We start from the raw sequence: 21400 nt of genomic DNA on the forward strand, positions 1-21400 counted from the left end.
CTCATATAATACATTTCCTTAAAATTGGTAAGTTGAACTTAATTCGTTCACCATCCAATCCGGAGCCTGTGAGGTTGGAATAGTCAATACGATACTATCCATATTATTAATGACATAATTCACTTTATCTTGCGGAACTTCAATTAAAAGCATATATTGGGCATCTAAATCACCCAAATTAATTTGTCTTTCATAATTTGATAGTTTTATACCATAATTTTTAAGCAAGTTAAAGGTCTCCTTTTCATTATACCCATTAATAATTGATCCTTTGATAAGTTCTAAAACATCTGATGAAAAGGCTTTGGTATTTTCATTTGGATTTGTAGTATTTCCTTTAATCATCGTTTTTGATTTCGAATACTCTGAGTCAATTTCCCCATTTTCCTCATATCTCATTATGGATAAAACAGTGCAGCCACTAATATCTGGACTTGTAGTGTTTGTTGATGTATATTCACCATTAGTATTGTTGGTGTTAGTGTAGATATCTACAATGCTGCCGACATTTACAAGTCCTGCTCCTGCCTGAAGTCTTGAAACTAGAATGGGTACTGATGCAGTGTTTGGTTTTTCAAATTTGATTTGAGACAGTACTCGCGCATCATTTTCATTAATAATGTTAAATGCATCTGATGTTGGCATTATTACATTTTTACTTTCGTTTAAATAGGTTGCCATTGTTCGATTAAACTTGTCTTCGTGTAAACTTATTGTTTTTTTGTGATAATCTTTCCAATCCTTTGTTGCAGGTGTAATAATATTAATCAGTTCTACTTCTTCAGCAGTTTTTGCATTTTGGATTTGATTTTCTAATAACATGGAATTCATTGAAGTTGTTAGGGCACCACAGTACAAGTCATGTAGTTCATTTAGTTTTGTTGTTCTTGCAAGTGATAATTCTTCTTGTGTAGGTTCATATATTATGAAATAATAGGCGGAAATTATCAATGTAACAAGGACTAATGTTGTAATAATCACTCCAATTTTTCTTTTCTTCTCATCATCAGTTATTTCTATAGAGCTGGGACTTAAATAAACTCCAATTTTTCGATTTAATTTTTCCAGAGGTGTTAATTCATCATTTTTTTTATGAGGTTTTGGATACTCCTTTTTTATTCTTTGAGCTTCTTCAAAACCTTTGGGATATAATGGATCTCTTGGTTTTTTATTATTCATGATAAATACTCCTAATGTTTTATAAAAATAGATGGGTAATTTAATTAATAGGAGTAATATTGCCCTCAATTTTTAATTAAATTAATTATGAGGTAGTATAGGCAGAATAATAGTAATATTATTGCAGGAATGTTAATGTTGTAAACAATTATATTGATTGGAAGGATTAATATGATTATTAATATTGCTGATATTCCAATTACTGGAATATTATCAAATTTTGGATATCTAATATTTGAAATCATAAGTATGGAAATTACAATGCTTAAGATTAATGCAATATATGGGTTGAATAAGCCACTTAAATAGAATGTAGCTATTACGAATGATATTGCAGGGATTGGAAATCCAATGAAGTCTTGTGTATCAATTTTTCCAGCTATTACATTGTATCTTGTTAATCTTAAAATTCCACAGACAACAATCATTAAGCTAACGAGTATTACTATTGTTTGTAAAATACTTGAAGTAGGTTTTATGCTTGAATAAATGAATATTGCAGGTGCTACTCCAAATGACACAATATCTGATAAGGAATCAATATTTTTACCAAAACCTAAGGTGTCTTGCCTATTTGTTTTTCTTGCTACCCAACCATCTACTGAGTCAAACATGATTGCAATTATCATTAAGATTGCAGCTATCTTAAATTCATGATTAATTGAACTTATGATAGATAAAAATCCTGAACTCATATTTAATAATGAGATTACATCTGATATTGCTATGAAACTTTTCATTTTTGTGTTTTCAATTGTCATGTTCTAACCGTAGTAATACTTTCCATGTCATTTGTTATTAATTTTTTCTTGTTTTTGACCTTATTTTTATTTATATTTCTATTTACTTACTTATAAGTGTTATTTTTATTTGATTTAGTTAATTTTTTTGATTTTTCAAAATTTATTAATGTTAATAATTATTTTTTCTAGTTAATATATTATTTTGTTTTCAGATTGTTAAAAAAATTGAAAATGGCCATGTTTTTTTTAAAATATGCATTTAAAAGATAAAATATATATAATAATATTTTTAATAAATATTAATTGTTAGACTTTAATAAACGGTCAATAAATTTTCATTTAAATATTAAATTTGTTTTAATATTTTAATTGGGGGGATTGTTTATTTTAGTATTGATTTAGATTAATATAATGTGAGTAGTTAAATGATTGAAGATAATATACGAGTCCTTAGACAAGCTGCAAAAGTTTCCTCTTCTGGAAAGCACAACATCGAAAAAACATGGTGTGTTATTGCGGGTAATGTGGACTTAGTCGATGAAATGGCATATAAAGCTATTGCATCCAACCACAATGTAAAAATATTGTTTAGGGAGCATGTTATATTAAAAGATGGTAAACTGGATAAAAAATTTGATTTCATCATGCTTTACGGCAATTCTATAATAATTGACGTTTTTAGAAATGATGTAAACCAACGTGGAGGAGCTTATGTTCAGATTTCACGTGGACTCTTGAATGAGGAATCAAATTTAATGGTGCTTGTTGCTCCTGATGATGTAATTAGGTATACAGTATCAAAAATTGAGAAATCAAGAATACCAGTTGCAATTCTTAAGGAATCACAAACTACTGGATTCATTGATATTGATTTAAGCAATGAAGTCAAACTACCAAACTTTATTAAAACTGCTTTGAAACCATTTTACAACGCAAATGAAGTTGTTTTATCAACAATTTTAATTTCTGTTGATCGTGAACAAGACATTGCAAAAGTTCAAAGCATAGCTACATCTAACAGAATTTTCGTTATAGACTTTAAGGATATTGTAACGGAGGATTAATCATGAATATTTTTGGAAAAGATGAGGAAATACCAGAAACTAATGACACCAAAGTTATTAGCAATAGTTTAGGAATCGATTTAGGAACTTTAAATACAGTAATTGCAAAACCATCAGGGGATAAATTTGACTTATATCAAATTCCTTCTGTAGTTGCAGTTAAAAAAGACGACCCTTCAGAAGTTTTAGCAGTTGGTGAAGAAGCTAAAAGAATGCTTGGCAGGACTCCCGAAGACATTCTTGCTGTAAGGCCTTTGAAAAAAGGTGTTATCGAAAATGTTGTTCAAGCACAAGCTTTACTCATTAAAGCAATGCAAATTGGTATTAATGAAGGGGAAAGTGTTGGTAGAATAGTTATTGGTATTCCGGGTGATGCATCCGAAGTAGAAAAAAATGCTGCTGAAGAAATTGGCAGAAAAGCAGGAGCTCAAAACATATTGGTTATTAGTGAAGGATTGGCTGCTGCTATTGGTGCAGGATTACCTATTGCTGAACCAAATGGAACAATGGTTATTGACATAGGTGCTGGTTCAACTGATATCGTGATTATCTCTCTTGGTGGAATTAATGACATTGAAACTGTTAGATGTGGTGGAGATGATATTGATAATAAAATAGTTGAACTTGTTGCAGAAAGATATGATGTAGCTATCGGTATTCATGATGCAGAATCTGCTAAAATGGAAGTTGGTATGGTTCATTGTTCAGAACAAATTGAAAACTTAAGTGTTGAAGTCATTGGTAAATCATTAGAAACCAATAGGCCTAAAAAAGTTGTCATCGACTCAATGCTTGTTGCTGATGCGGTAGAACCATTCATGAAACAAATTGTTGATGGTTTAAATGTAGTCTTAGAAAGATTATCTCCAGAGTTAATGATGGGTGTTTACAATAATTCCGTTGCAGTTGGTGGAAGTTCAAGACTTCGTGGTATCAAAGAAAGAATTTTCGACGAAATTGCAATTCCAGTTGAAATTTCTGATGATCCAATGACTGTTGTAGCAAAAGGTACAGCTATTGTTGCGGCTGAACCGTTAGCATTAGAACCAGAAGTCCGTCTTAGGGCTATGAAATAAATATTTTTATTTATTTCTCTTTTTTTACTTTTTTTTAACTGATTTTTATGGAAATTTTAGGTATTGATGAGGCAGGGCGAGGTTCTGTTTTGGGACCTATGGTCATTGCAGGAGTTATTGTCCCTGAAAAAATGGAAAAAGTCCTTGAAAGAATGGGTGTTAAAGATTCAAAAAGACTCACTGCAAACAGGCGTACAATTTTATCTCGTAAATTGAAAAAAATGTTTGAGTATGAGATTGTTGTCATTACTGCTCGTGAAATTGATGAAATGAGGGCAAACGGTATCAATCTTAATGAGATTGAAAAAAATGCAATGGAAAGCATAATTTTAAAATTGAAACCTGAAAAGGCCATTGTTGATGCTGTTGATGTGAAAGCTGAAAGGTTTCAGGAAAATTTAAGAAATGATACTGGGGTAAATGTCATTGCTGAGCATAAAGCGGATGATAAATATATTGAAGTTAGCGCTGCTTCTATTATAGCTAAAGCTGAAAGGGACGCTCAAATCGCTGAGATTAATAAAGAATTTATAAAAACTGGAGGTATAGGTTCGGGTTATCCTTCAGACCCTACTACAAAAAAATTCTTAACTAATTATGATTATGATGAAATGCCTGAATTTGTAAGAAGGTCATGGGCAACAGTTGCAAAAATGAAAAAATAGCTTTATTTTTTAAATAATATTTAAGTATAGGAATTAATATATCTATTCTTATAAAAAACCTATATAATATTATATGGATGATGAAAATGATTATTGAGTATATTATGCCTATTTTTGATGGAATCATGGACATTTTTACTCAAGGGGGAATTATTACTTATATAATTCTTTTTATTGGTATTTATGGTCTTATTGTTGCATTGAGAAAGATTGCATATCTTAAAAAAATTAGTAAAGTAGACACAACTGAAATTTTCGGTGTTGTGACAGCTTCCATGGAAAGAGGAGGGGCTGTTGAAGCTTTAAAACAGATTAATGGTTTTAAAAATCCTATTTCTAGAATTATTTCTGAAACTTTAAAAATTGGTTATAAGAATAAAACTGAAGTTGAGGAAAGTATGGAGCAAATTTTCATTGTTGAAGTTGGAAAAATGACTAAAGGATTAAATACAATTAAAACTATCACAGAATTAGCTCCATTTTTAGGTTTGATAGGTACTGTTATTGGTATTTGGATGACTTTCAAATCATTGGGAGTCCACCCGGATTCTGCAGCAATGGCAGAGGGTATTTATGTAGCATTGACCACCACAATTATGGGTCTTTTAGTAGCTATTGTACTATTGCCTTTACACACTTATATTCAAGGCCTTATTGAGGATGAAATGGATAAAATTGAACTTGCTACAAAAATGACCAATTGGGGGTATGCTGTAGTTAAAGTTAGAGTGGATGCCAATGTTGAATGTGCACTTGAAGCATTACAAGAGGCTGATGGTGTTGTTAACACAAGATTGATTTCAGATCCTTATGCTAATATCAAAGTTTCTTTTAAACCAAGTATGTTAGATAAAAGTATTTCAAATATTATATTGGAAAAATGTAACGTTAATGCTGAAATTACTGAAAGTAAATTGAAACAATAGGTGATTAGATGGCGCTTGATGTTGGGAAACATAAAAAGAAAGTTTTAGGTAATAAACCAAGTATTAATCTAGTTCCATTTATTGATATTTTATTTACAATTATGATTTTTTTAGTTGTAACTAGTAATTTTTCAGCTACTGATGTTCAAACGGATGATGCTGATGTTGTAGACGATGCAAGTGGAAAACCTAATGTCACAGATGTTTCTGGAGATGCAGAATACTATGTGATGCCTGTGGCTAATTTACATAAAGTTACAGTAAACGGTCAAGATCGCTCGGATGCAATAGCGGGAAGTGCCGTAGGTGTTCAGGCAAGGGTTATTGACGAAGGTCAAGTTATTATAAAACCTGGTGAGATTGTAATCACAACTCCTGCAGGAATATCTGTGGAGCAAGCTGTTCAACGTCCAGAACTTTAAAATTGAGGAATAAAAATGTATACGGGGAGAATTTTATCAACAGGGATGAATTGTGATGGTAAACCTTTTGTAGCATATCGTGTTTCAAGTAGGTCATTTCCAAATAGGAGATGTTTAAAATTTGAAAATCGTGCAGCTATTGTTCCAAAAGAAGGTTTTGAAAAGGACATTTATGAGAACACCTATATTACATATAACAGTATTCGTATTGTAAGAGATATGGCTATTGTATCTAATGGTGCTCATACCGATGTTATAGCAGATAAAATAGCTTTGGGAATGAATATTAAAGATGCAATTGCTTATTCATTACTCACTATGGACTATGAAAAAGATGATTATAATACTCCTAGAATAGCTGCTGTTGTCACATCTACAAACAAGAAAGAGGAATATGGCTGTTATGTTGGAATTGCTAATGATAAAAAATTGTTAGTTGAAGAAGTTCCATATGGTGATGCAGTATTTATTTCAACTTATGGTAGTCAAGTACCTGATCGTGTTGATTTTGAAGCGAAAACTTCAACCGATGCTGCTAAATTTATTTTCGATGAAGGTACCTTTGCTAATTATAAAAAGCCGGTAACTTCATGTGCTGCTGTTTTTGATGGAGAATGGACAATTGATGTCTATAATCCATAATTTTTATTTTTTTTAAGTTAATATTGATGATATTATGACAATTGAATTAATTGGTTTAGAGGATATTCCTATTGTGGACAGTTCCAGTGATGTTTCACAGATTATTAAAGAGGCTATAATAAAGCAGGGCTGTGAAATCGAGCATGGGGATATAATTTTAATAGCGGAAACTTTGATTTCAAAAGCTGAAGATAATTTTATCAAATTAGATGAGTTAACTCCATCTAAAGAGGCAATTGAACTAGCTAAAAAATCTAAAAAAGATCCAAATCTTGTTCAGGCCATTTTAGATGAATCTGTTGAAGTTGTAAGAGTTGGTCCCAAATTTATCATAACTGAAACAAAACAGGGATTTGTCTGTGCTAATGCAGGTATTGATGAATCAAATGTTGGGGAAGGTCTTGCTACACCAATGCCAGTTAATGCTGATAAGTCTGCTCGTGAAATTCGTGAATTTTTAGAAAATGAGTTTGGTGAGGAAATAGCGGTCATTATCACTGATACTCAAGGAAGAGCATTTAGATTTGGAGCTATTGGAACAGCAATTGGATGCTCTGGTATTACTCCAATTTGGAAAAGAGTGGGTGAAAAAGATTTATATGGTCGTGAATTGGAAACAACAGAAATTGCAACAGCTGACGAGTTATCTGCTGCGGCTTCTTTGATTATGGGGCAAGCTGATGAGGGTCTTCCTGTTGTACTTATTCGAGGATTTAATAATTTTGATACAATAAGAGATGCAGATTCCAATATTAAATCTTTACTCATGCCAAAAGAAGCGGATGTATTTAGATAGTGAGTTGTTTTTATGATTACTGTTTTATCTGGAGGAACTGGAACTCCAAAATTATTACAAGGGTTAAAGGAATTAGTTAATCCAGAAGATTTGACAATAATAGTAAATACTTTAGAAAATGATTATTTTTCAGGTGTTTATGTCTCAGCAGATATCGATACAGTTTTGTATACTATGTCTGACATGATAAACGATGAATTGTGGTACGGCGTTAAGAATGACACATTCATTACTCATGAAAGGCTTGAAGAGATTGGATGCAGTGAATTACTTCGCATAGGGGATATTGATAGGGCCACTAAAATCCAAAAAACTCAATTAATGAAAAAATATGGGCTCACTAAAGCTGTTGAAATTCAAGCAGAGAAAATGGGTATTAAATCTAAAATTATTCCAATGAGTGATGAAAACTCAGATATTAAAATCATCACGGATATCGGAGAGTTGGAATTCCATGACTTTTTAATTAAGCATCAATCCCAACCGGAAGTTTTGGATGTCAAATTTTCTAAGGTAAAACCTGCAGATGATATTATTGATGCTATTAAAAACTCTCGGGCAGTAATAATTGGGCCTTCAAATCCAATTACTTCTATATCACCAATATTATCTCTTGATGGTGTCAGAGATGCACTAAAAGAGGCTTATGTTATCGCTGTTTCACCGATTATTGGAAATGATAGTGTAAGCGGTCCTGCAAGCAAGTTTATGAGGGCATTGGGCATTGATGTTTCATCAGTTGGTGTTGCATCATTTTATGAGGATTTTTTGGATAATATTGTTATTGATATTAAAGATGAAGACAAAAAAATTGAGGTAAATCAAATAGTTAATAAGGTAATAGTTACAAATACAATAATGAATAATTTAGATGCTAAAAAAAATTTGGCTGAAATAATTATTAATAGTATTCCTTAATTATTAAGGGGCGGTTAATCAATGATACAAATGACATTAATACAAATTGACAATTATGGTCCTTGGACTGTTACTCCGAGGCCTAGAACTGAATCAGACTTACAAATGTTACAGGCAAGTTTATTTGCTGATTTAAATAATCATTTTGGTAATAAAAAAGGTTTAGTTTTCTTTACAAGATTTGATAATTTACTTGCAATATCCAATGGTCTTGATGAAGAAGACCATTTAAGAATTCAAAGATCAATTAGAAACAGATACCCTATTACTATTAGTATGGGTGTCGGCGCTGCTGAAACTCCACATGAAGCTCAAAAATTAGCCACTATAGCACTTCAAAAAGCAGGTAGTGCTCAATCAGGGGAGAGAAAAGAAATTTTAGCTATTGATAGTTTAGTTTCAAAAGAAGACAGTTTTGTTCAAGCAGCTCATATTGATATAAATAGTGTAACTGAGACTTTAACTGATATTGAATCTGCTTTTGATACAAGTTTCATGGTTAACAAAGCTCAACATTACTTAATGACAAAATTAATTAAAAAAGGCGCTTTATTATTCTTTATTGGTGGAGATAATTTTATGTCTCCATGTAATGGTTTATCTGAAGAAGAGATTGAAGAAATCATGGTAGAAATTGATGAGGAAATTGGTATTAAACTTAAAGCAGGTATCGGCCGTGGAAAAAATGCTGAAGATGCAGCATACATGGCAGATATTGGTCTTGAAGAAATCCGTGCTCACAACAATGAAATGTGGACTTGGGTAATTGAAAAAGAATATTGATGATATCATGATTAAAGTAGTTGCACCAATGGCCGGAATAACAGATGCTACTTTTTTAAATAAAGTTATTCCATTTGGTTTTGATGTGGCTACTTTGGGTGGTTATAGTTTAGATTCACCATCAATTGAGGCGAGTAAAAAAATCATTGAAAGAGGAAGAAAAGAATTTGTTTTTCCATTAGATGAAACTTATAATCATATTGAAAAAGAAGTTACTTCAATTAAAAACGTTCACAGAAATGTAAAAGTTTCTGCAAATGTCCGAGCAACAACTCCGCAACCGATAATTGAATTGGGAAATATTGAAAATTTAGATATCATTGAAATCAATTGTCATTGCCGCCAGGAGGAAATTACAAATATTGGTTGTGGTCAAGAAATGTTGAGAAGAGATGATTTAATGGATTTCATCTCTCAAGTTGTTGATAATGTAAATTGCGAAGTATCAGTTAAAATTAGGGCCAATGTTGATGGTGTAGACACATTAAAAATTGCTAATTTGATTGAAGATTCTGGTGCTGATTACTTGCATATTGATGCAATGAAAAAAGGAGTCTTTGAAGCAGATTGGAAACTTTTAGAAAAAATCTGCAATAATGTTAATATTAAAGTTATTGGGAATAATTCAGTAAACTCTTTAGGAAATGCTGAAAAAATGATTGCTACAGGTGTTGACGGGTTTTCAATAGCTCGTTCAGTTATTTCAGGTAATTTGGCTTTTAATATAACTAATTTTTAAATTTTTTAAAACAATTGTTATTAGAAAACATTATTAATAGTTTATAATATAAATTATCCTATAAGGTGATTTCATGGATTTTATAACACTTAAGAATATAACTAAAACTTTTGATGGTGTTGACGTTCTTAAAGATATTAATTTAAAGATTAATGAAGGTGAGACATTAGGTATCTTGGGACGTAGTGGAAGCGGAAAATCCGTTTTAATAAACATGCTTAGAGGTACATTAGACTATAAGCCGGATGCAGGTAATATAATTATGAATATTGCCGTTTGTCCTGATTGTTTGGCTGTTGACTCACCATCTCATGTAGGTGAAAAATGTAGTTGTGGAGCGACTTTAGAGGCTCGTGAAGTAGATTTCTATAATGCTGAAAGAAAATTATTTGCAAGCATTAAAAGAAGAATTTCTATCATGTTGCAACGTAACTTTGCTCTTTATGATGAGGAAACTGTTATTGAAAATGTCATGAGGGCAATGCCTGAAGACAAAGAATATGAAGAAGGTATTTACGCTGCTTTGGAATTATTAGAAATGGTTCAAATGAACCATAGGATTACACACATTGCGCGTGACTTAAGTGGGGGAGAAAAACAAAGGGTTGTGCTTGCAAGACAATTGGCTAAAAATCCAATGATGTTTTTAGCAGATGAACCAACAGGTACATTGGACCCTCAAACTGCAGTAAAACTCCATAATACCTTAAAAGAAGGAGTTAAAGATGAAGGAATCACCATGTTAATCACTTCTCACTGGCCGGAAGTAATGACAGAACTTGCAGATAATGTAATCTGGTTAGAAAATGGTCAAATTAAAGAAGAAGGCGAACCAAATGCTGTTGTAGACAAATTCATGGAAACAGTTCCTGTTCCTCAAAAGCCTGAAATCCCTGAATTCGGTGAACCCGAAGTAACTCTTAAAGATGTTAAAAAACATTATTATTCCATTGAACGTGGTGTTGTAAAAGCGGTTGATGGTGTTAGTTTAACCATTAACAAAGAAGAAATCTTTGGTATTGTAGGTTTAAGTGGTTCCGGTAAAACAACCACTACAAGAATGTTAATGGGATTAACTGAACCGAGTGGTGGAGATATTCAAATCAAGCTTGGAGATGAATGGATTGACATGACTAAAGTGGGTCCGCTCAACCGTGGACGTATCATGCCTTATATTGGATTATTGCATCAGGAATATTCTCTATACCCTCACAGAACAATTTTAGGTAACTTAACTGATGCGATTAGTTTGAACTTGCCTGCGGAGTTTGGTAAAATCAAAGCTATCCATGCATTGACAACTGTTGGTTTTAGTGATGATCTTGCTGTAAGTATTCTTGATAAATATCCTGACCAATTAAGTGTGGGAGAAAAACATAGGGTTGCTTTAGCACAAGTTTTAATCAAAGAACCTAATTTGATTGTTTTAGATGAACCAACTGGTACAATGGATCCAGTAACAAGGGTTATTGTAACTGATTCAATTTTGAAAGCACGTGCTGAATTGGAACAAACATTCATTATCATTTCTCACGATATGGACTTTGTTTTAGATGTTTGTGACAGGGCTGCTTTAATGAGAGGAGGTAAACTCCTAGATATAGGTACTCCTGAAGAGATTGTTAATCAATTAACTCCGGATGAAAAAGAAGACATGTTGAAAGAACACTAGTTTTCTTATCATTCAATTCTTTTTTTTTAATTTTGTTATAAAGGGTTTGTTAATTAAATCACTTATTCATCATTATTTTGATTTTTCATCAATACAAAACCTTTAAATAAATCTAAGTCTTCTTTAGTTGTTATTTTAAAATTTATTTGGTTCCCTTTTGAAAGGTAAATTTCACGATCCATCAAATACATTAGGCTTGTAGTATGAGGTTCGACTTTGTCAATGTATCCTTCTTCAATAGCCTCCTCATATAATTGGGTAACATATCCAAATTTAAAACATTGTGGTGTATTATGTATTATTACCTTATCTCTATCAATCCAATTAAGTGATTTGTCACCGTCATTGCTTCCTAAAAGGAATAGGGACTTAATTGCAGGGGAAGAATTGCCTTTTTCTTTACACACCCTAATGGCATCACTAATAATGTCATCTGAGGTGAAAGGAGATGCACCATATTGGATTAGGACGATATCTTCATCAGACAATTCATTTTTTAAATTGTTTATACCGTTGATTACTGAATCTTGGAACTCCTTGCCTCCAGGCGTAATCCATTTGACCTTATCTAAATTATATTCTTCAACCAATTCTTTTAAATAATCAACGTGGCTTTTTACACAAACCACTTCGATTGCATCAATTTCAGGATGATTTTGGAAAATTTCAATTGTATAAACTAGAATTGGCTTTCCGAATATCTCTATAAATTGTTTAGGCCTATCAGCACCCATTCTTGATCCAACACCACCAGCCAATATGATTGGAACATTCATAATATTATATCTCCTTATAACTTTCGATAACGCCATCAATATGGTTTAAGATATATCTAAAGGAATCCAATAGGAAGAAACCATCTTCTTGTCCAACACTAGCTCTAAACAATGGCCAAGCAATCCAATACATTGCTGTTAAAATGGATTGACCCATAACATGCCTGTGTTCTAAAGGTGTTAACTCACGACCATAATAAGCTCTTAAAAGGTATTCTATAGTTTCATCATCATATTCATATCTGGTAAAGAGGCCACAAATATCATTTGCAGGGTCATTAAGGCTAGAGTACTCCCAGTCAATTAAATAAAAATCTCCATCGGCAGTTGGTAATAAATTAGGATAATAAATATCATGATGACTTACTACAAGCTCAATTCCGTATTTTTCCCTTTCAGCTTTAACGAATTCATAAACTTGATCAATTTTGTTGAACATGTCTTCAAATTCTTTGAACAGGTCACCTTTTGATGCACAAGCCAAAGTAATTAACTTTTTAGCTTCAATATAATTGTCAAATTCTTGAATTTCATCGGTAACAGGAATTTCATGAGTTTTATGTATTGCCTCAACTAATAACTTAAGATGATTTTCATTTCCGAAAATGTCTATTGGAACAATATTGTGAATAAAGTAAGAAATCTTCCAACCAGTAGGATCAATATAGACTAATGATTTATCAATACCGTATTTCTTTGCCTGATTTTGAGAATAATATTCATTACTTCTTTTTGAATAATATTTGTCACTTCCTCCGGGATGCCTATAAACATATTCAGTACCGTCATATGTAAATTTAAAAGATACGTTGGTATAACCGGCGTTAATGATTTCAATATCTATTATGTCATTAGGATGACAATCAAATACTTTACAAATATTCTCAACAATTGCTGAATCAACATTTAATAAAAAATCAGAATCAAAATCTCTTAAATCATCGACACTATCAAATTCCAATATTTCGCCGTTTTCATATCTTTTTACAAATAATGTTAGGTCGTTGATATGTTTTGCGTAAAATTCTTCCCAAAACATATTTTTAATGCCGAAATCATCAATTGTTGCATCTAATAATTGTTTAAATTTTTTTGAAAATGCTTCATTAAAATATGCATGACCAATCATGGCTGATGAATCTTTTCCACCAATGTAACATCCAGTGATAACATCAGCATCAGAATAATCAATAGAAAACTCTTCGAAACTACCTTCTAAATATGTGCATGCCCTATAAGAACGATTAAGTTCATTATCGTCCATGAAAGGATTTTCTAAAAAATAATGGTCAGCACAACAAATAAAAGTATTAGCCAAATATTCACGTGCGACATACAATGAATAAATATTTCCAAATTTGGCAAATGTGTTGTTAATAATTAATTTAACTTCAGGATATTTTCGTTCTAAGTAAAAAAATTTTTCTTTCATATATCCAATTACAAGATAAATATCTTTAATGCCTGCTTCTAATAATTGTTCAATTTGTCTTTCAATTAAAATTTCATTTTTCACACTAAAAAGCCCTTTTGGTTTCTCATACGTGAAAGGAGCGAGACTATCGGACTTTCCAGCCGCCAAAATAATTGCATTTTTTTCCATTTAAATCATCCAATTAAATAAGTTTATCTATTTTATAATATAATGCCTATTCTAATTAAATATTTTCATAAATTAATTAAATTCATGTCATTTTCTAAATTTTTCTAAAATCCATTCTTTTTTAGATTTGTCATATGGGGATATGTCTTTAATAGGGATAAATGATAATGCAGATAAATTAACTTTATCATTTTGTGGTAAAACTTGGGAGGGACATGTTTTTAATATTTTCTTTTACCGGGATACTAATTTTGTAAAAATGTTATTTAAAGGATTAAGTTTATAAAAAAGATTATATATTCACAATTCAAATAAATTATATTATTATTTTATAATTATCTGATTATTATTTTAAATTATTGGAGGTTTATCATGACTTGGGAAGATGCACCATCTCATATTTGTAGGGGTGGAGATGTAAGGGGGCTTGCTTTTTGTTGTCCTCCCGTTAAACCATGTCCAGTATTAAACGCTTTACAAGAAGTTAACTTAACTCCTCAAGAGTATATCAATATTAAAATTCAATTTGGAAAAGAAACTAGATTAGGTGAAGGGGCTGGAACTTGTTTTGGTTCACTTATTTGGTGTTGTAAACCATCTAAACCTTGCCCATTAAGAGACATGACTTTAAGAAATATGGGAATGAGTCATGATGAATACTTGGATTTGAAAAAGGAATTATCTGAAAGGTTAGTTGGTGTTAATAAACCTAATCCTGATGAAAGAGCTGAAGCATTGGCTGAAACATTTCATATAACAAAACTCGAGGCTATGAATGTTTTAACTGAATGCAATAATGATTTGAGGGCAGCTGTAAAAGTTTTACATGCTAAATCTCTTGAGAATTCTGATTAAAATGGATTGGACTTCTATTTATTTAAAAACATCAAATTTAAATGTATTTATTTTAGGCACAGGCGAAGTTGCCACAAGAAGAGCAAATAAATTTTTAGACCATGGGGCTAATGTTAGATTAGCTGGAAATTACATATCTTCTGATTTAGAATCTAAAGGGGCTGTATTATATTCTACTGAGGAAGTGGATGAGTTAGTTAAATGGGCTGATTTGGTTGTTGTGGCAAGCGGTGATGAAAAGTTGAGTGAATATGTTTGCCAAATAACTCGGGATAAATTAGTTAATAGGGCAGATATTCCACAAGAAGGGGATGTTATTGTTCCTACAAGTTTTAATATTGGGGATGTTGAAATATCTATCTTTACTAATGGTAAAAGTCCATTAATGGCTCGTCAACTTCGAAAAAAGATTCAATCAATTATCACTGATGAAGATATCTTAGAAATTGAGCTTCAAGACTATGCTAGAAGTAGGCTGAAAGAAATAGTTGAAGACCAAAAAATTAGAAGAAACTATCTTTATGAGATTTTTGATGATGAAAAAATCAATGATTTGATTAAAAACGGGCAAATTGATGAAGCTAAAAGTTATATTGATAATTTAATAAGGGGATTATAGTGATACTTAATTTAAGGGTTGACCATAAAATTGCAGATATTCAATCAATGGAGATAATATCTAAGCAAATGGATGAATTGTTTTGGAACTTACAAGAAAAATATTCAATCGGAGAATATATTGAGATTTCCACTTGTAATAGGAAGGAATATTACATTAATAATGATTATATTCCTGAAGATGAGGAATTGTTATCTCATGAAAATCAGAGTATTGTAATTGAATATGGGCAATCTGCTGTAATGCATTTATTACGTATGACTTCAGGTTTAGAATCTATGATTGTAGGTGAAGACCAAATCTTAGGTCAGGTTAAGGATGCAAAACATAAGGCTGTTAAAAATCATCACTGTGGCAAATCTCTTGATACTGTTTTTACAAAAGCAATTCATGTTGGTCAGGTTGTAAGAAATAGAACTAATATTAATAAAGGTTCTGTTTCCATAGGTTCGGCTGCAATTGATCTTGCAGAAAAGCACATGGGTAGTTTAGATGACAAATCTGTTTTAGTAATTGGTGCTGGAAAAATGGGAAGATTAGTTGCAAAGGCACTTGCTGAAAAGGATTTACATGCTATTTTTGTTGCAAATAGAACTTATTATGTTGCTGTTGAACTTGCAAAAGATTTGGGCGGAGAAGCCATTTTATTCAATGAACTGGAGGAATATTTGGCCACTGCCGATTTGGTAATTAGTGCCACTAGCGCACCTCATGCAATTATTACTAAGGAACGTATGTTGGATATTAAAAGGGATTATGAAAGCTTGATGATGGTTGATATCGCTAATCCACGTGATATTTCTGATGATGTATCTGAATTGGGTATTAAATCATTTAATATAGATGATTTAAGAGAAATTGCAGATGAAAATACTAACCTCAGAATTAAGGAATTTGGTGAAGCGGAAACTATCATCGATGAAGAGTTCATTTTACTTAAAGAAACCTTTAAAATAATGGAAGTTGAGGATACACTTGCAAGTTTAAGGTCATCTATGGAGGAGATAAGACAACGTGAAACCAAAATAGCATCTGCTAAGTTGTCTGATGTAGATGGTAGTGCAAAAATTATAGATAATTTAACAAATTCTATTGTAAATAAAATATTTTTCGATATTTCTAAAAAGGTTAAAAAAGCCGCAAAAGAAGATAATAAAGATGTTATTGAAGCTGCAGAATATTTGTTTAATTCAAATTAATTATTCGAACATTCCTTTTACATCAATATTTTTAATTTTAGTTGAATTGGCAGCATAATTAATGTTTTCCATTGTTATTATGTCGTTATCATTTGATATTGCATTATGAAGAGCTGTTTTTAGAATTTTTTCTTTAATGTCCCTTCCAGACAATCCTTTAGTCATTTTAACTATTTTTTCCAAGTCTAAATCATATTCTAAAGGCATAGTTTTTAAGTTATTTTCAATAATATTTAATCTTTCATCATCATCTGGAAGTTTAAATTCAATTTCTTCTTCAAATCTACTTCGCACTGCATAATCCAAGGAAGTTGGATTATTTGTTGCTCCGATTGTTATTACTGATTTATTTTCACTAATCCCGTCCATTTCAGTTAAAAGGGAGTTTACAATTTCTGAAACATCTCCTCTTAATGATTGAAAAGATCTGTGAAGTGCAATGGCATCAATTTCATCAATAAAAATTATGGATGGCGAATTTTCACTAGCTTTTTTAAATAAATCATGAATTTTAGATGCACCATCACCAACATGGTCTCCAATTAATGATGTTGCTTTGATTAGATATAATGGAACTTCAAGTTCATTAGCAAGTGCTTTAACAAGCATGGTTTTACCAGTACCTGGAAGTCCGTAGAACAAAATATTTTTTGGAGCCCACGGTCCAAAGCTTTCAGGGTTTTCTAAATATTTTGTTATAACTTTGACTTTATTTTTTGCATTTTTTTGTCCAACAATATCTGAAAGGAATATGTTTGATTGAACTTTATTTTCATCTTTTCTTCCATTCAATTCGTCGGTTATAATTTTAATTTTAGTTTTTTCAGATATTATGGAGTTATTTGGCTTTGCAGTTACAATTTCAAAACCATAATCTGGGATGATTTTTTGATCAAATAAATGTGAATTTTCACATACAACTAAGCCTAGCCATTGTTCACGTGCGTATTCTTCAAATAATGCGCTGTTGGTAATTTCAATATCTTCATCCATTAGATTAAAATCAAATGGGTATCCAACAGGTTTTAAAATGACATATTCTGCATATTCTTTGTTTTCGCTTTCTTTTTTTATTGTTTTTTGATTAGTTGGTTTAATTTCTGGCTTTTTATTGTCACTTTTCAAATCATCACCTCCGAAATTTGTTACATATCTAACCTTGTTTTTAATAATTTAAATAGTTGTTGTAATATATTATTTTTTGAGGTTTAAAATATGAGCTTTAGAACAAGAAGAGTATTATTATCGATTCCATTTTATATGGTATTCCAGTTCTTTTTGCTGAAATATTTGTTCTTGTTGTTTGGAGGCATTGATGATATTTATTTGGTTTTGATTTCCGTATTAATTGGATTAAACCGTTTTATTCCAATGTTTTTTGAATCTAAAAAGTCTACAAAAATCGGTAGGTTTTTCACATCATTGGATATGTTGTGGATGTGGGCCTCCTTGATGTTTTTAATTGATGTTCTAGTAATCTATTTGATTGGAATGTTTGTGTCATTGCCTTTTGCGATTATTGTGGTATTGGTGGCTATTGTGCCAATTCTTGGAATTTATAATTATTATAAGGCTCATAAATTAGTTGTTAATGAAAAAATTATCATGTTGGACAATTTGGCTCGTGATATTAACATTGTTCATTTGTCAGATGTCCATTTCGGTTCTGTTCGCCACAAGGAAATAATTCATGAAATTGCTTTAAAACTCAAAGAACTAGAAGATACTTGTGAACTTGCAATTATTTCAGGAGATTTGACTGATGGATCATCAATTGTTCTGGAAAATGATTTTGATGAGCTTAAAGATGTGGATATGCCAATAATTTTCACTCCAGGAAATCATGATTTCTATATTGGAATTGAAAAGGTCATTGCTGCTTGCAAGCATGCTGGAATAATTGTTTTGGACAATGAATGGATGGAATTTGATTGTTTAAACGTTTTTGGTTTGACATTCAGTTTTGAAGATAGGAGCGTTCCAGAAATAGATGCAAGCATTATTAATCCGGATTTGGTAAATATTCTAAATTATCATGTTCCATATTATTGGGATAAATTTTCTGCTTTAGGATTTGATATACAATTGTCTGGCCATACTCATGGGGGACAGTTCTATCCTGCTATAATTTTTGCAAATATTCTATTTAAGTATAATATGGGGCTTTTTAAAAATGATTTGGGTAAATATCTGCATGTTACAACAGGGGTAGGTTCAATGGACCCTCCAATGAGATGGGGAACCGATTCAGAATTAGTTGTTTTGAAGCTTAAAAAATCATAGATTTAAATACATTTAAAGTAGTAAATAATAGCATATGACTTTTGAAGATAATTGTAATCATTTTTGCATATACTGTGGTGCTAAAATAGATTCTGGGCAAAATTTTTGCATTAAATGTGGAAAACCCGTTTTCCGTGAAAAAAAATTAAATGAAGTTGTTAAGCCCAGATATGTTAAAATTATCGATGATTTGGACTCAGAATACAATAAAAAACAAAATAAAGCAAAAGAGTTAGCTGAAAAACTATCCAGTTCGGGCCACATATATGATAGATTCACATCTTCAATAACCAAATCCAATCAACTATTTTATAATCAGCTGCAGATTACAAGAAAAATGGTTGAATTAGATTGGGATAATAATGAATTGCTTCAACGAGAAACAGATAATAAAATTAAAACATTGCGGGCATTCATTGATAAGATGGAAAATTTGATGGATGAGCTGGTTATTCATTTAAGCTCTAATAAAAAAGATAATGATGATATTAATAATTTATTCAAAGATATGGATGATTTAATCCGTTCTGTTAAGGATTATTAAATCATTTCTTCGTATATTTTTTTCATTTTAAGTGAATCAACATCTCGAAGTGGTGTTTCACAAATGATATTGGCATTCCAACCGTTATCAATTAGATTTGCAAGTAAATCTCTGATATTTGGACCATATTCATCACTTTCATCAAGAGTATGGTGTTTTACTTCCCCGTGATTTGCATATTCGATTGTTGTAAAGTGGCAGTGCAGGATATCAACATCCAGATTATCTTCAATTGTTGAAAAAATACAATTATAATCATCTTTTTTTGTTAAAAATCCTCTTCCTCTTGCATGAACATGTGCAAAATCGATTGTCGGTTCAAAATGATCAAATGAAGCACACAAATCAACCACTTCTGAAACGTTTCCTTGCTGGGTTCTTTTACCTGTGGTTTCTGGAGCAAAAGTGAAATCTTCGATTCCTTCCGCCTCAAGCTCTTCAAACAGTCTGTTTACAGTACTTTTTGATATTTCCATTGCTTTTTCAGGTTTTCTGTTTAGGTAAGCTCCTGGGTGGAATACTAAACGGTATGCTCCCATCCATTCACCTGCACGGGCCATGGAAATCAGGTGTCCTAAACTTTTTTCAAGTTTTTCTTCCTCTTTGGCACATAAATTAATGTAATAAGGACCATGCATTGAAACTAAAACGTCATGCTTTTTAGATTCATCTTTTAGGGTAGTTGCAGATGATTCTCCAATTCTAACACCATATGGGGATTGATATTCGTAAGAATCAAGTCCTTCTTCTTGGATGTATTTTGGTGCTTTATATGCTGCTCCTTTATAATCTATGGGGCTTCCGGCAGGACCAAAAAGTACTTTATGTTTCATTTAGATCAGTTAAAAAAATAGTAAAAGGGAATTTAAAATATTCCCATAGCTTTGTTAGTTTTTGCAATTGACTTTTCGTTGTCACTTTCCATTTCTAAAAGTGCACGAATTGCATCAATGTTTTCAGGTATTACATCGGATTCTTGATGTACTGCTTGCATATAGAATAATTCATTTCCCACAACATTAAGGGACTCTTTCCAAACTGGAATTTCGTATAAATCGTTTCTATTTCTTCCAAGTTCTTTAGCATATTCCATTAGCTCAGCAGTTGAACCTAAACCTTCTTCTGCAGAAACAATAATTACTCTAGAACGTTTTTCTAAAGCTTCAAGGATTTCTTCGGTTTCAACTTCGTTGTTGATTTCAACCATAATATTGTGTTGGTGCATTAAGGTAGTAGGTACGAGTAATGCCATGGTGGTTACATCAATGCCTTGCATTACGGTTTTTACATCAGGGCCATGGTGAGATGGTACTTTTGGAGGATTTGGTACAATTGCGTTAATTGGACCTTTTTTGATTTCAGATGGGTCTGATCCTCTTCTAACCATTACTGCTCTGACTTTTTTAATGTCTGCAATAGGGTCAATTGTAGATAATGTACGGGTTAAACCAGTAGTGTTACAAGAAACTACTCTGGTGTAATCTGCACCATAAGATTCATCATAATTGGAAAATGAGTTGAATGAAAGGCCTGTTAAATCGTGGTCTTCTCCACCTTGATAAATAGCTTTAACACCAGCTTTTTTATACATTTCAAGGTTTTGTGGTCCGATACTTCCAGGAGTACAGTCAACGACAACATCTGCTTCTTGAATCATATCTTCAACAGTACCGGCTATTTCGATTCCAGCATCTTTGAATTGTTGTTCTCTTTCAGGAATTCCAATGTATAAAGGATAGCCTTTTTCTTCAACTGCAGTTCTTGCTTCGTAGTTTGGCCTAGTTTTACTTACACCAATTACTTTCATATCATCTTGAGCAGCTACTGCATCAGCCACTCTTTTACCGATGGTTCCATAACCATTAATTGCAACAGTTTTCATTTTAATCCCTTTTT

Annotated in this window: 23 protein-coding genes; 16 read left to right on the plus strand and 7 right to left on the minus strand. The window is 31.8% G+C overall.

Going from position 1 to position 21400, the window contains the following annotated elements:
* Nucleotides 1-18: 18 nt before the first annotated feature.
* Together ACKI32_RS10245 and ACKI32_RS10250 are read right to left on the minus strand one after the other, a co-directional pair.
* A complete protein-coding gene (locus tag ACKI32_RS10245) occupies nt 19-1179 on the minus strand; it encodes a DUF515 domain-containing protein (RefSeq protein ID WP_407416094.1) in 1161 nt (386 codons plus the stop codon).
* 65 nt (nt 1180-1244) lie between these two features.
* Nucleotides 1245-1940, minus strand: a complete 696-nt coding sequence (locus ACKI32_RS10250; RefSeq protein ID WP_407416096.1) for an archaetidylserine synthase — start codon at nt 1938-1940, stop codon at nt 1245-1247.
* 407 nt (nt 1941-2347) lie between these two features.
* Between ACKI32_RS10250 and ACKI32_RS10255 the strand changes: the two genes are divergently transcribed.
* The 11 genes from ACKI32_RS10255 (at nt 2348) to atwA (ending at nt 11625) form a co-directional block, all read left to right on the plus strand.
* Nucleotides 2348-2986, plus strand: coding sequence for a hypothetical protein (locus ACKI32_RS10255; RefSeq protein ID WP_407416098.1), 639 nt, complete (start codon nt 2348-2350; stop codon nt 2984-2986).
* 2 nt (nt 2987-2988) lie between these two features.
* Entirely contained in the window at nt 2989-4062 is a 1074-nt protein-coding gene (locus tag ACKI32_RS10260; RefSeq protein ID WP_407416100.1) for a rod shape-determining protein, read from the plus strand.
* 47 nt (nt 4063-4109) lie between these two features.
* Nucleotides 4110-4727 carry a ribonuclease HII gene (gene rnhB / locus ACKI32_RS10265; RefSeq protein WP_407416102.1) on the plus strand — a complete coding sequence of 206 codons (618 nt, stop codon included), beginning with the start codon at nt 4110-4112 and terminating at the stop codon, nt 4725-4727.
* A gap of 86 nt (nt 4728-4813) precedes the next feature.
* The gene (locus ACKI32_RS10270; protein WP_407416104.1) at nt 4814-5653 is read left to right on the plus strand and encodes a MotA/TolQ/ExbB proton channel family protein; all 840 of its coding nucleotides are present in this window, start codon (nt 4814-4816) and stop codon (nt 5651-5653) included.
* 8 nt (nt 5654-5661) lie between these two features.
* Entirely contained in the window at nt 5662-6075 is a 414-nt protein-coding gene (locus tag ACKI32_RS10275) for an ExbD/TolR family protein (RefSeq protein ID WP_407416106.1), read from the plus strand.
* Nucleotides 6076-6090: 15 nt separating this feature from the next.
* Nucleotides 6091-6717, plus strand: coding sequence for an IMP cyclohydrolase (locus ACKI32_RS10280; RefSeq protein ID WP_407416108.1), 627 nt, complete (start codon nt 6091-6093; stop codon nt 6715-6717).
* 34 nt (nt 6718-6751) lie between these two features.
* Entirely contained in the window at nt 6752-7513 is a 762-nt protein-coding gene (locus ACKI32_RS10285; protein WP_407416110.1) for a coenzyme F420-0:L-glutamate ligase, read from the plus strand.
* Between the two features lie 12 nt (nt 7514-7525).
* Entirely contained in the window at nt 7526-8431 is a 906-nt protein-coding gene (gene cofD, locus ACKI32_RS10290) for a 2-phospho-L-lactate transferase (protein WP_407416112.1), read from the plus strand.
* A gap of 21 nt (nt 8432-8452) precedes the next feature.
* The gene (locus ACKI32_RS10295; protein WP_407416114.1) at nt 8453-9214 is read left to right on the plus strand and encodes a GTP cyclohydrolase III; all 762 of its coding nucleotides are present in this window, start codon (nt 8453-8455) and stop codon (nt 9212-9214) included.
* 28 nt (nt 9215-9242) lie between these two features.
* Nucleotides 9243-9953 (plus strand): MJ0144 family RNA dihydrouridine synthase-like protein, encoded by a 711-nt coding sequence (locus ACKI32_RS10300; protein ID WP_407416139.1) that lies wholly within the window; start codon nt 9243-9245, stop codon nt 9951-9953.
* Nucleotides 9954-10026: 73 nt separating this feature from the next.
* On the plus strand, nt 10027-11625 hold the full coding sequence (gene atwA / locus ACKI32_RS10305) for a methyl coenzyme M reductase system, component A2 (RefSeq protein ID WP_407416116.1): 1599 nt from the start codon (nt 10027-10029) through the stop codon (nt 11623-11625).
* Nucleotides 11626-11687: 62 nt separating this feature from the next.
* Here atwA and ACKI32_RS10310 read toward each other — a convergent pair whose 3' ends face one another.
* A complete protein-coding gene (locus tag ACKI32_RS10310) occupies nt 11688-12401 on the minus strand; it encodes an IspD/TarI family cytidylyltransferase (protein WP_407416119.1) in 714 nt (237 codons plus the stop codon).
* 4 nt (nt 12402-12405) lie between these two features.
* Nucleotides 12406-14004, minus strand: a complete 1599-nt coding sequence (locus ACKI32_RS10315) for a phosphotransferase (protein WP_407416121.1) — start codon at nt 14002-14004, stop codon at nt 12406-12408.
* A 372-nt stretch (nt 14005-14376) separates the two neighbouring features.
* On the opposite strand from ACKI32_RS10315, the gene ACKI32_RS10320 reads away from it, so the two are divergent.
* Genes ACKI32_RS10320 through hemA form a run of 3 tightly spaced genes read left to right on the plus strand, consistent with a single transcriptional unit; the run spans nt 14377 to nt 16677 of the window.
* Nucleotides 14377-14859 (plus strand): methanogenesis marker 9 domain-containing protein, encoded by a 483-nt coding sequence (locus tag ACKI32_RS10320; protein WP_407416123.1) that lies wholly within the window; start codon nt 14377-14379, stop codon nt 14857-14859.
* Nucleotide 14860: 1 nt separating this feature from the next.
* Nucleotides 14861-15478: a bifunctional precorrin-2 dehydrogenase/sirohydrochlorin ferrochelatase gene (locus ACKI32_RS10325; protein WP_407416125.1), complete on the plus strand. Its 618-nt coding sequence runs from the start codon at nt 14861-14863 to the stop codon at nt 15476-15478.
* The gene (hemA, locus tag ACKI32_RS10330) at nt 15478-16677 is read left to right on the plus strand and encodes a glutamyl-tRNA reductase (RefSeq protein WP_407416127.1); all 1200 of its coding nucleotides are present in this window, start codon (nt 15478-15480) and stop codon (nt 16675-16677) included. Before ACKI32_RS10325 ends, hemA begins: the two co-directional genes overlap by 1 nt.
* Here hemA and ACKI32_RS10335 read toward each other — a convergent pair whose 3' ends face one another.
* Complete coding sequence (locus ACKI32_RS10335) at nt 16678-17802, minus strand: AAA family ATPase (RefSeq protein ID WP_407416129.1); 1125 nt, start codon at nt 17800-17802, stop codon at nt 16678-16680.
* A gap of 90 nt (nt 17803-17892) precedes the next feature.
* On the opposite strand from ACKI32_RS10335, the gene ACKI32_RS10340 reads away from it, so the two are divergent.
* Both ACKI32_RS10340 and ACKI32_RS10345 read left to right on the plus strand, forming a co-directional pair.
* A complete protein-coding gene (locus ACKI32_RS10340) occupies nt 17893-18960 on the plus strand; it encodes a metallophosphoesterase (protein ID WP_407416131.1) in 1068 nt (355 codons plus the stop codon).
* Between the two features lie 34 nt (nt 18961-18994).
* Nucleotides 18995-19504: a zinc ribbon domain-containing protein gene (locus ACKI32_RS10345; RefSeq protein ID WP_407416133.1), complete on the plus strand. Its 510-nt coding sequence runs from the start codon at nt 18995-18997 to the stop codon at nt 19502-19504.
* On the opposite strand, the gene ACKI32_RS10350 is transcribed toward ACKI32_RS10345, so the two are convergent.
* Nucleotides 19501-20337 carry a TIM barrel protein gene (locus ACKI32_RS10350; protein WP_407416135.1) on the minus strand — a complete coding sequence of 279 codons (837 nt, stop codon included), beginning with the start codon at nt 20335-20337 and terminating at the stop codon, nt 19501-19503. The two genes, ACKI32_RS10345 and ACKI32_RS10350, sit on opposite strands and share 4 nt — an antisense overlap.
* Before the next feature lie 32 nt (nt 20338-20369).
* The gene (locus ACKI32_RS10355; protein WP_407416141.1) at nt 20370-21386 is read right to left on the minus strand and encodes a phosphorylating glyceraldehyde-3-phosphate dehydrogenase; all 1017 of its coding nucleotides are present in this window, start codon (nt 21384-21386) and stop codon (nt 20370-20372) included.
* Between the last annotated feature and the right edge of the window lie 14 nt (nt 21387-21400).

The sequence above is a fragment of the Methanobrevibacter sp. genome (assembly GCF_045611865.1).
Taxonomy (GTDB): Archaea; Methanobacteriota; Methanobacteria; order Methanobacteriales; family Methanobacteriaceae; genus Methanocatella.

Coding starts and splice junctions, on each gene's coding strand:
- ACKI32_RS10315 (WP_407416121.1), bottom strand. CDS start 14,004: ATGGAAAAAAATGCAATTATTTTGGCGGCTGGAAAGTCCGATAGTCTC.
- ACKI32_RS10325 (WP_407416125.1), top strand. CDS start 14,861: ATGGATTGGACTTCTATTTATTTAAAAACATCAAATTTAAATGTATTT.
- ACKI32_RS10295 (WP_407416114.1), top strand. CDS start 8,453: ATGATACAAATGACATTAATACAAATTGACAATTATGGTCCTTGGACT.
- ACKI32_RS10285 (WP_407416110.1), top strand. CDS start 6,752: ATGACAATTGAATTAATTGGTTTAGAGGATATTCCTATTGTGGACAGT.
- ACKI32_RS10260 (WP_407416100.1), top strand. CDS start 2,989: ATGAATATTTTTGGAAAAGATGAGGAAATACCAGAAACTAATGACACC.
- ACKI32_RS10280 (WP_407416108.1), top strand. CDS start 6,091: ATGTATACGGGGAGAATTTTATCAACAGGGATGAATTGTGATGGTAAA.
- ACKI32_RS10310 (WP_407416119.1), bottom strand. CDS start 12,401: ATGAATGTTCCAATCATATTGGCTGGTGGTGTTGGATCAAGAATGGGT.
- rnhB (WP_407416102.1), top strand. CDS start 4,110: ATGGAAATTTTAGGTATTGATGAGGCAGGGCGAGGTTCTGTTTTGGGA.
- cofD (WP_407416112.1), top strand. CDS start 7,526: ATGATTACTGTTTTATCTGGAGGAACTGGAACTCCAAAATTATTACAA.
- ACKI32_RS10270 (WP_407416104.1), top strand. CDS start 4,814: ATGATTATTGAGTATATTATGCCTATTTTTGATGGAATCATGGACATT.
- ACKI32_RS10255 (WP_407416098.1), top strand. CDS start 2,348: ATGATTGAAGATAATATACGAGTCCTTAGACAAGCTGCAAAAGTTTCC.
- atwA (WP_407416116.1), top strand. CDS start 10,027: ATGGATTTTATAACACTTAAGAATATAACTAAAACTTTTGATGGTGTT.
- ACKI32_RS10355 (WP_407416141.1), bottom strand. CDS start 21,386: ATGAAAACTGTTGCAATTAATGGTTATGGAACCATCGGTAAAAGAGTG.
- ACKI32_RS10345 (WP_407416133.1), top strand. CDS start 18,995: ATGACTTTTGAAGATAATTGTAATCATTTTTGCATATACTGTGGTGCT.
- ACKI32_RS10275 (WP_407416106.1), top strand. CDS start 5,662: ATGGCGCTTGATGTTGGGAAACATAAAAAGAAAGTTTTAGGTAATAAA.
- ACKI32_RS10245 (WP_407416094.1), bottom strand. CDS start 1,179: ATGAATAATAAAAAACCAAGAGATCCATTATATCCCAAAGGTTTTGAA.
- ACKI32_RS10300 (WP_407416139.1), top strand. CDS start 9,243: ATGGCCGGAATAACAGATGCTACTTTTTTAAATAAAGTTATTCCATTT.
- ACKI32_RS10320 (WP_407416123.1), top strand. CDS start 14,377: ATGACTTGGGAAGATGCACCATCTCATATTTGTAGGGGTGGAGATGTA.
- ACKI32_RS10250 (WP_407416096.1), bottom strand. CDS start 1,940: ATGACAATTGAAAACACAAAAATGAAAAGTTTCATAGCAATATCAGAT.
- ACKI32_RS10350 (WP_407416135.1), bottom strand. CDS start 20,337: ATGAAACATAAAGTACTTTTTGGTCCTGCCGGAAGCCCCATAGATTAT.
- ACKI32_RS10340 (WP_407416131.1), top strand. CDS start 17,893: ATGAGCTTTAGAACAAGAAGAGTATTATTATCGATTCCATTTTATATG.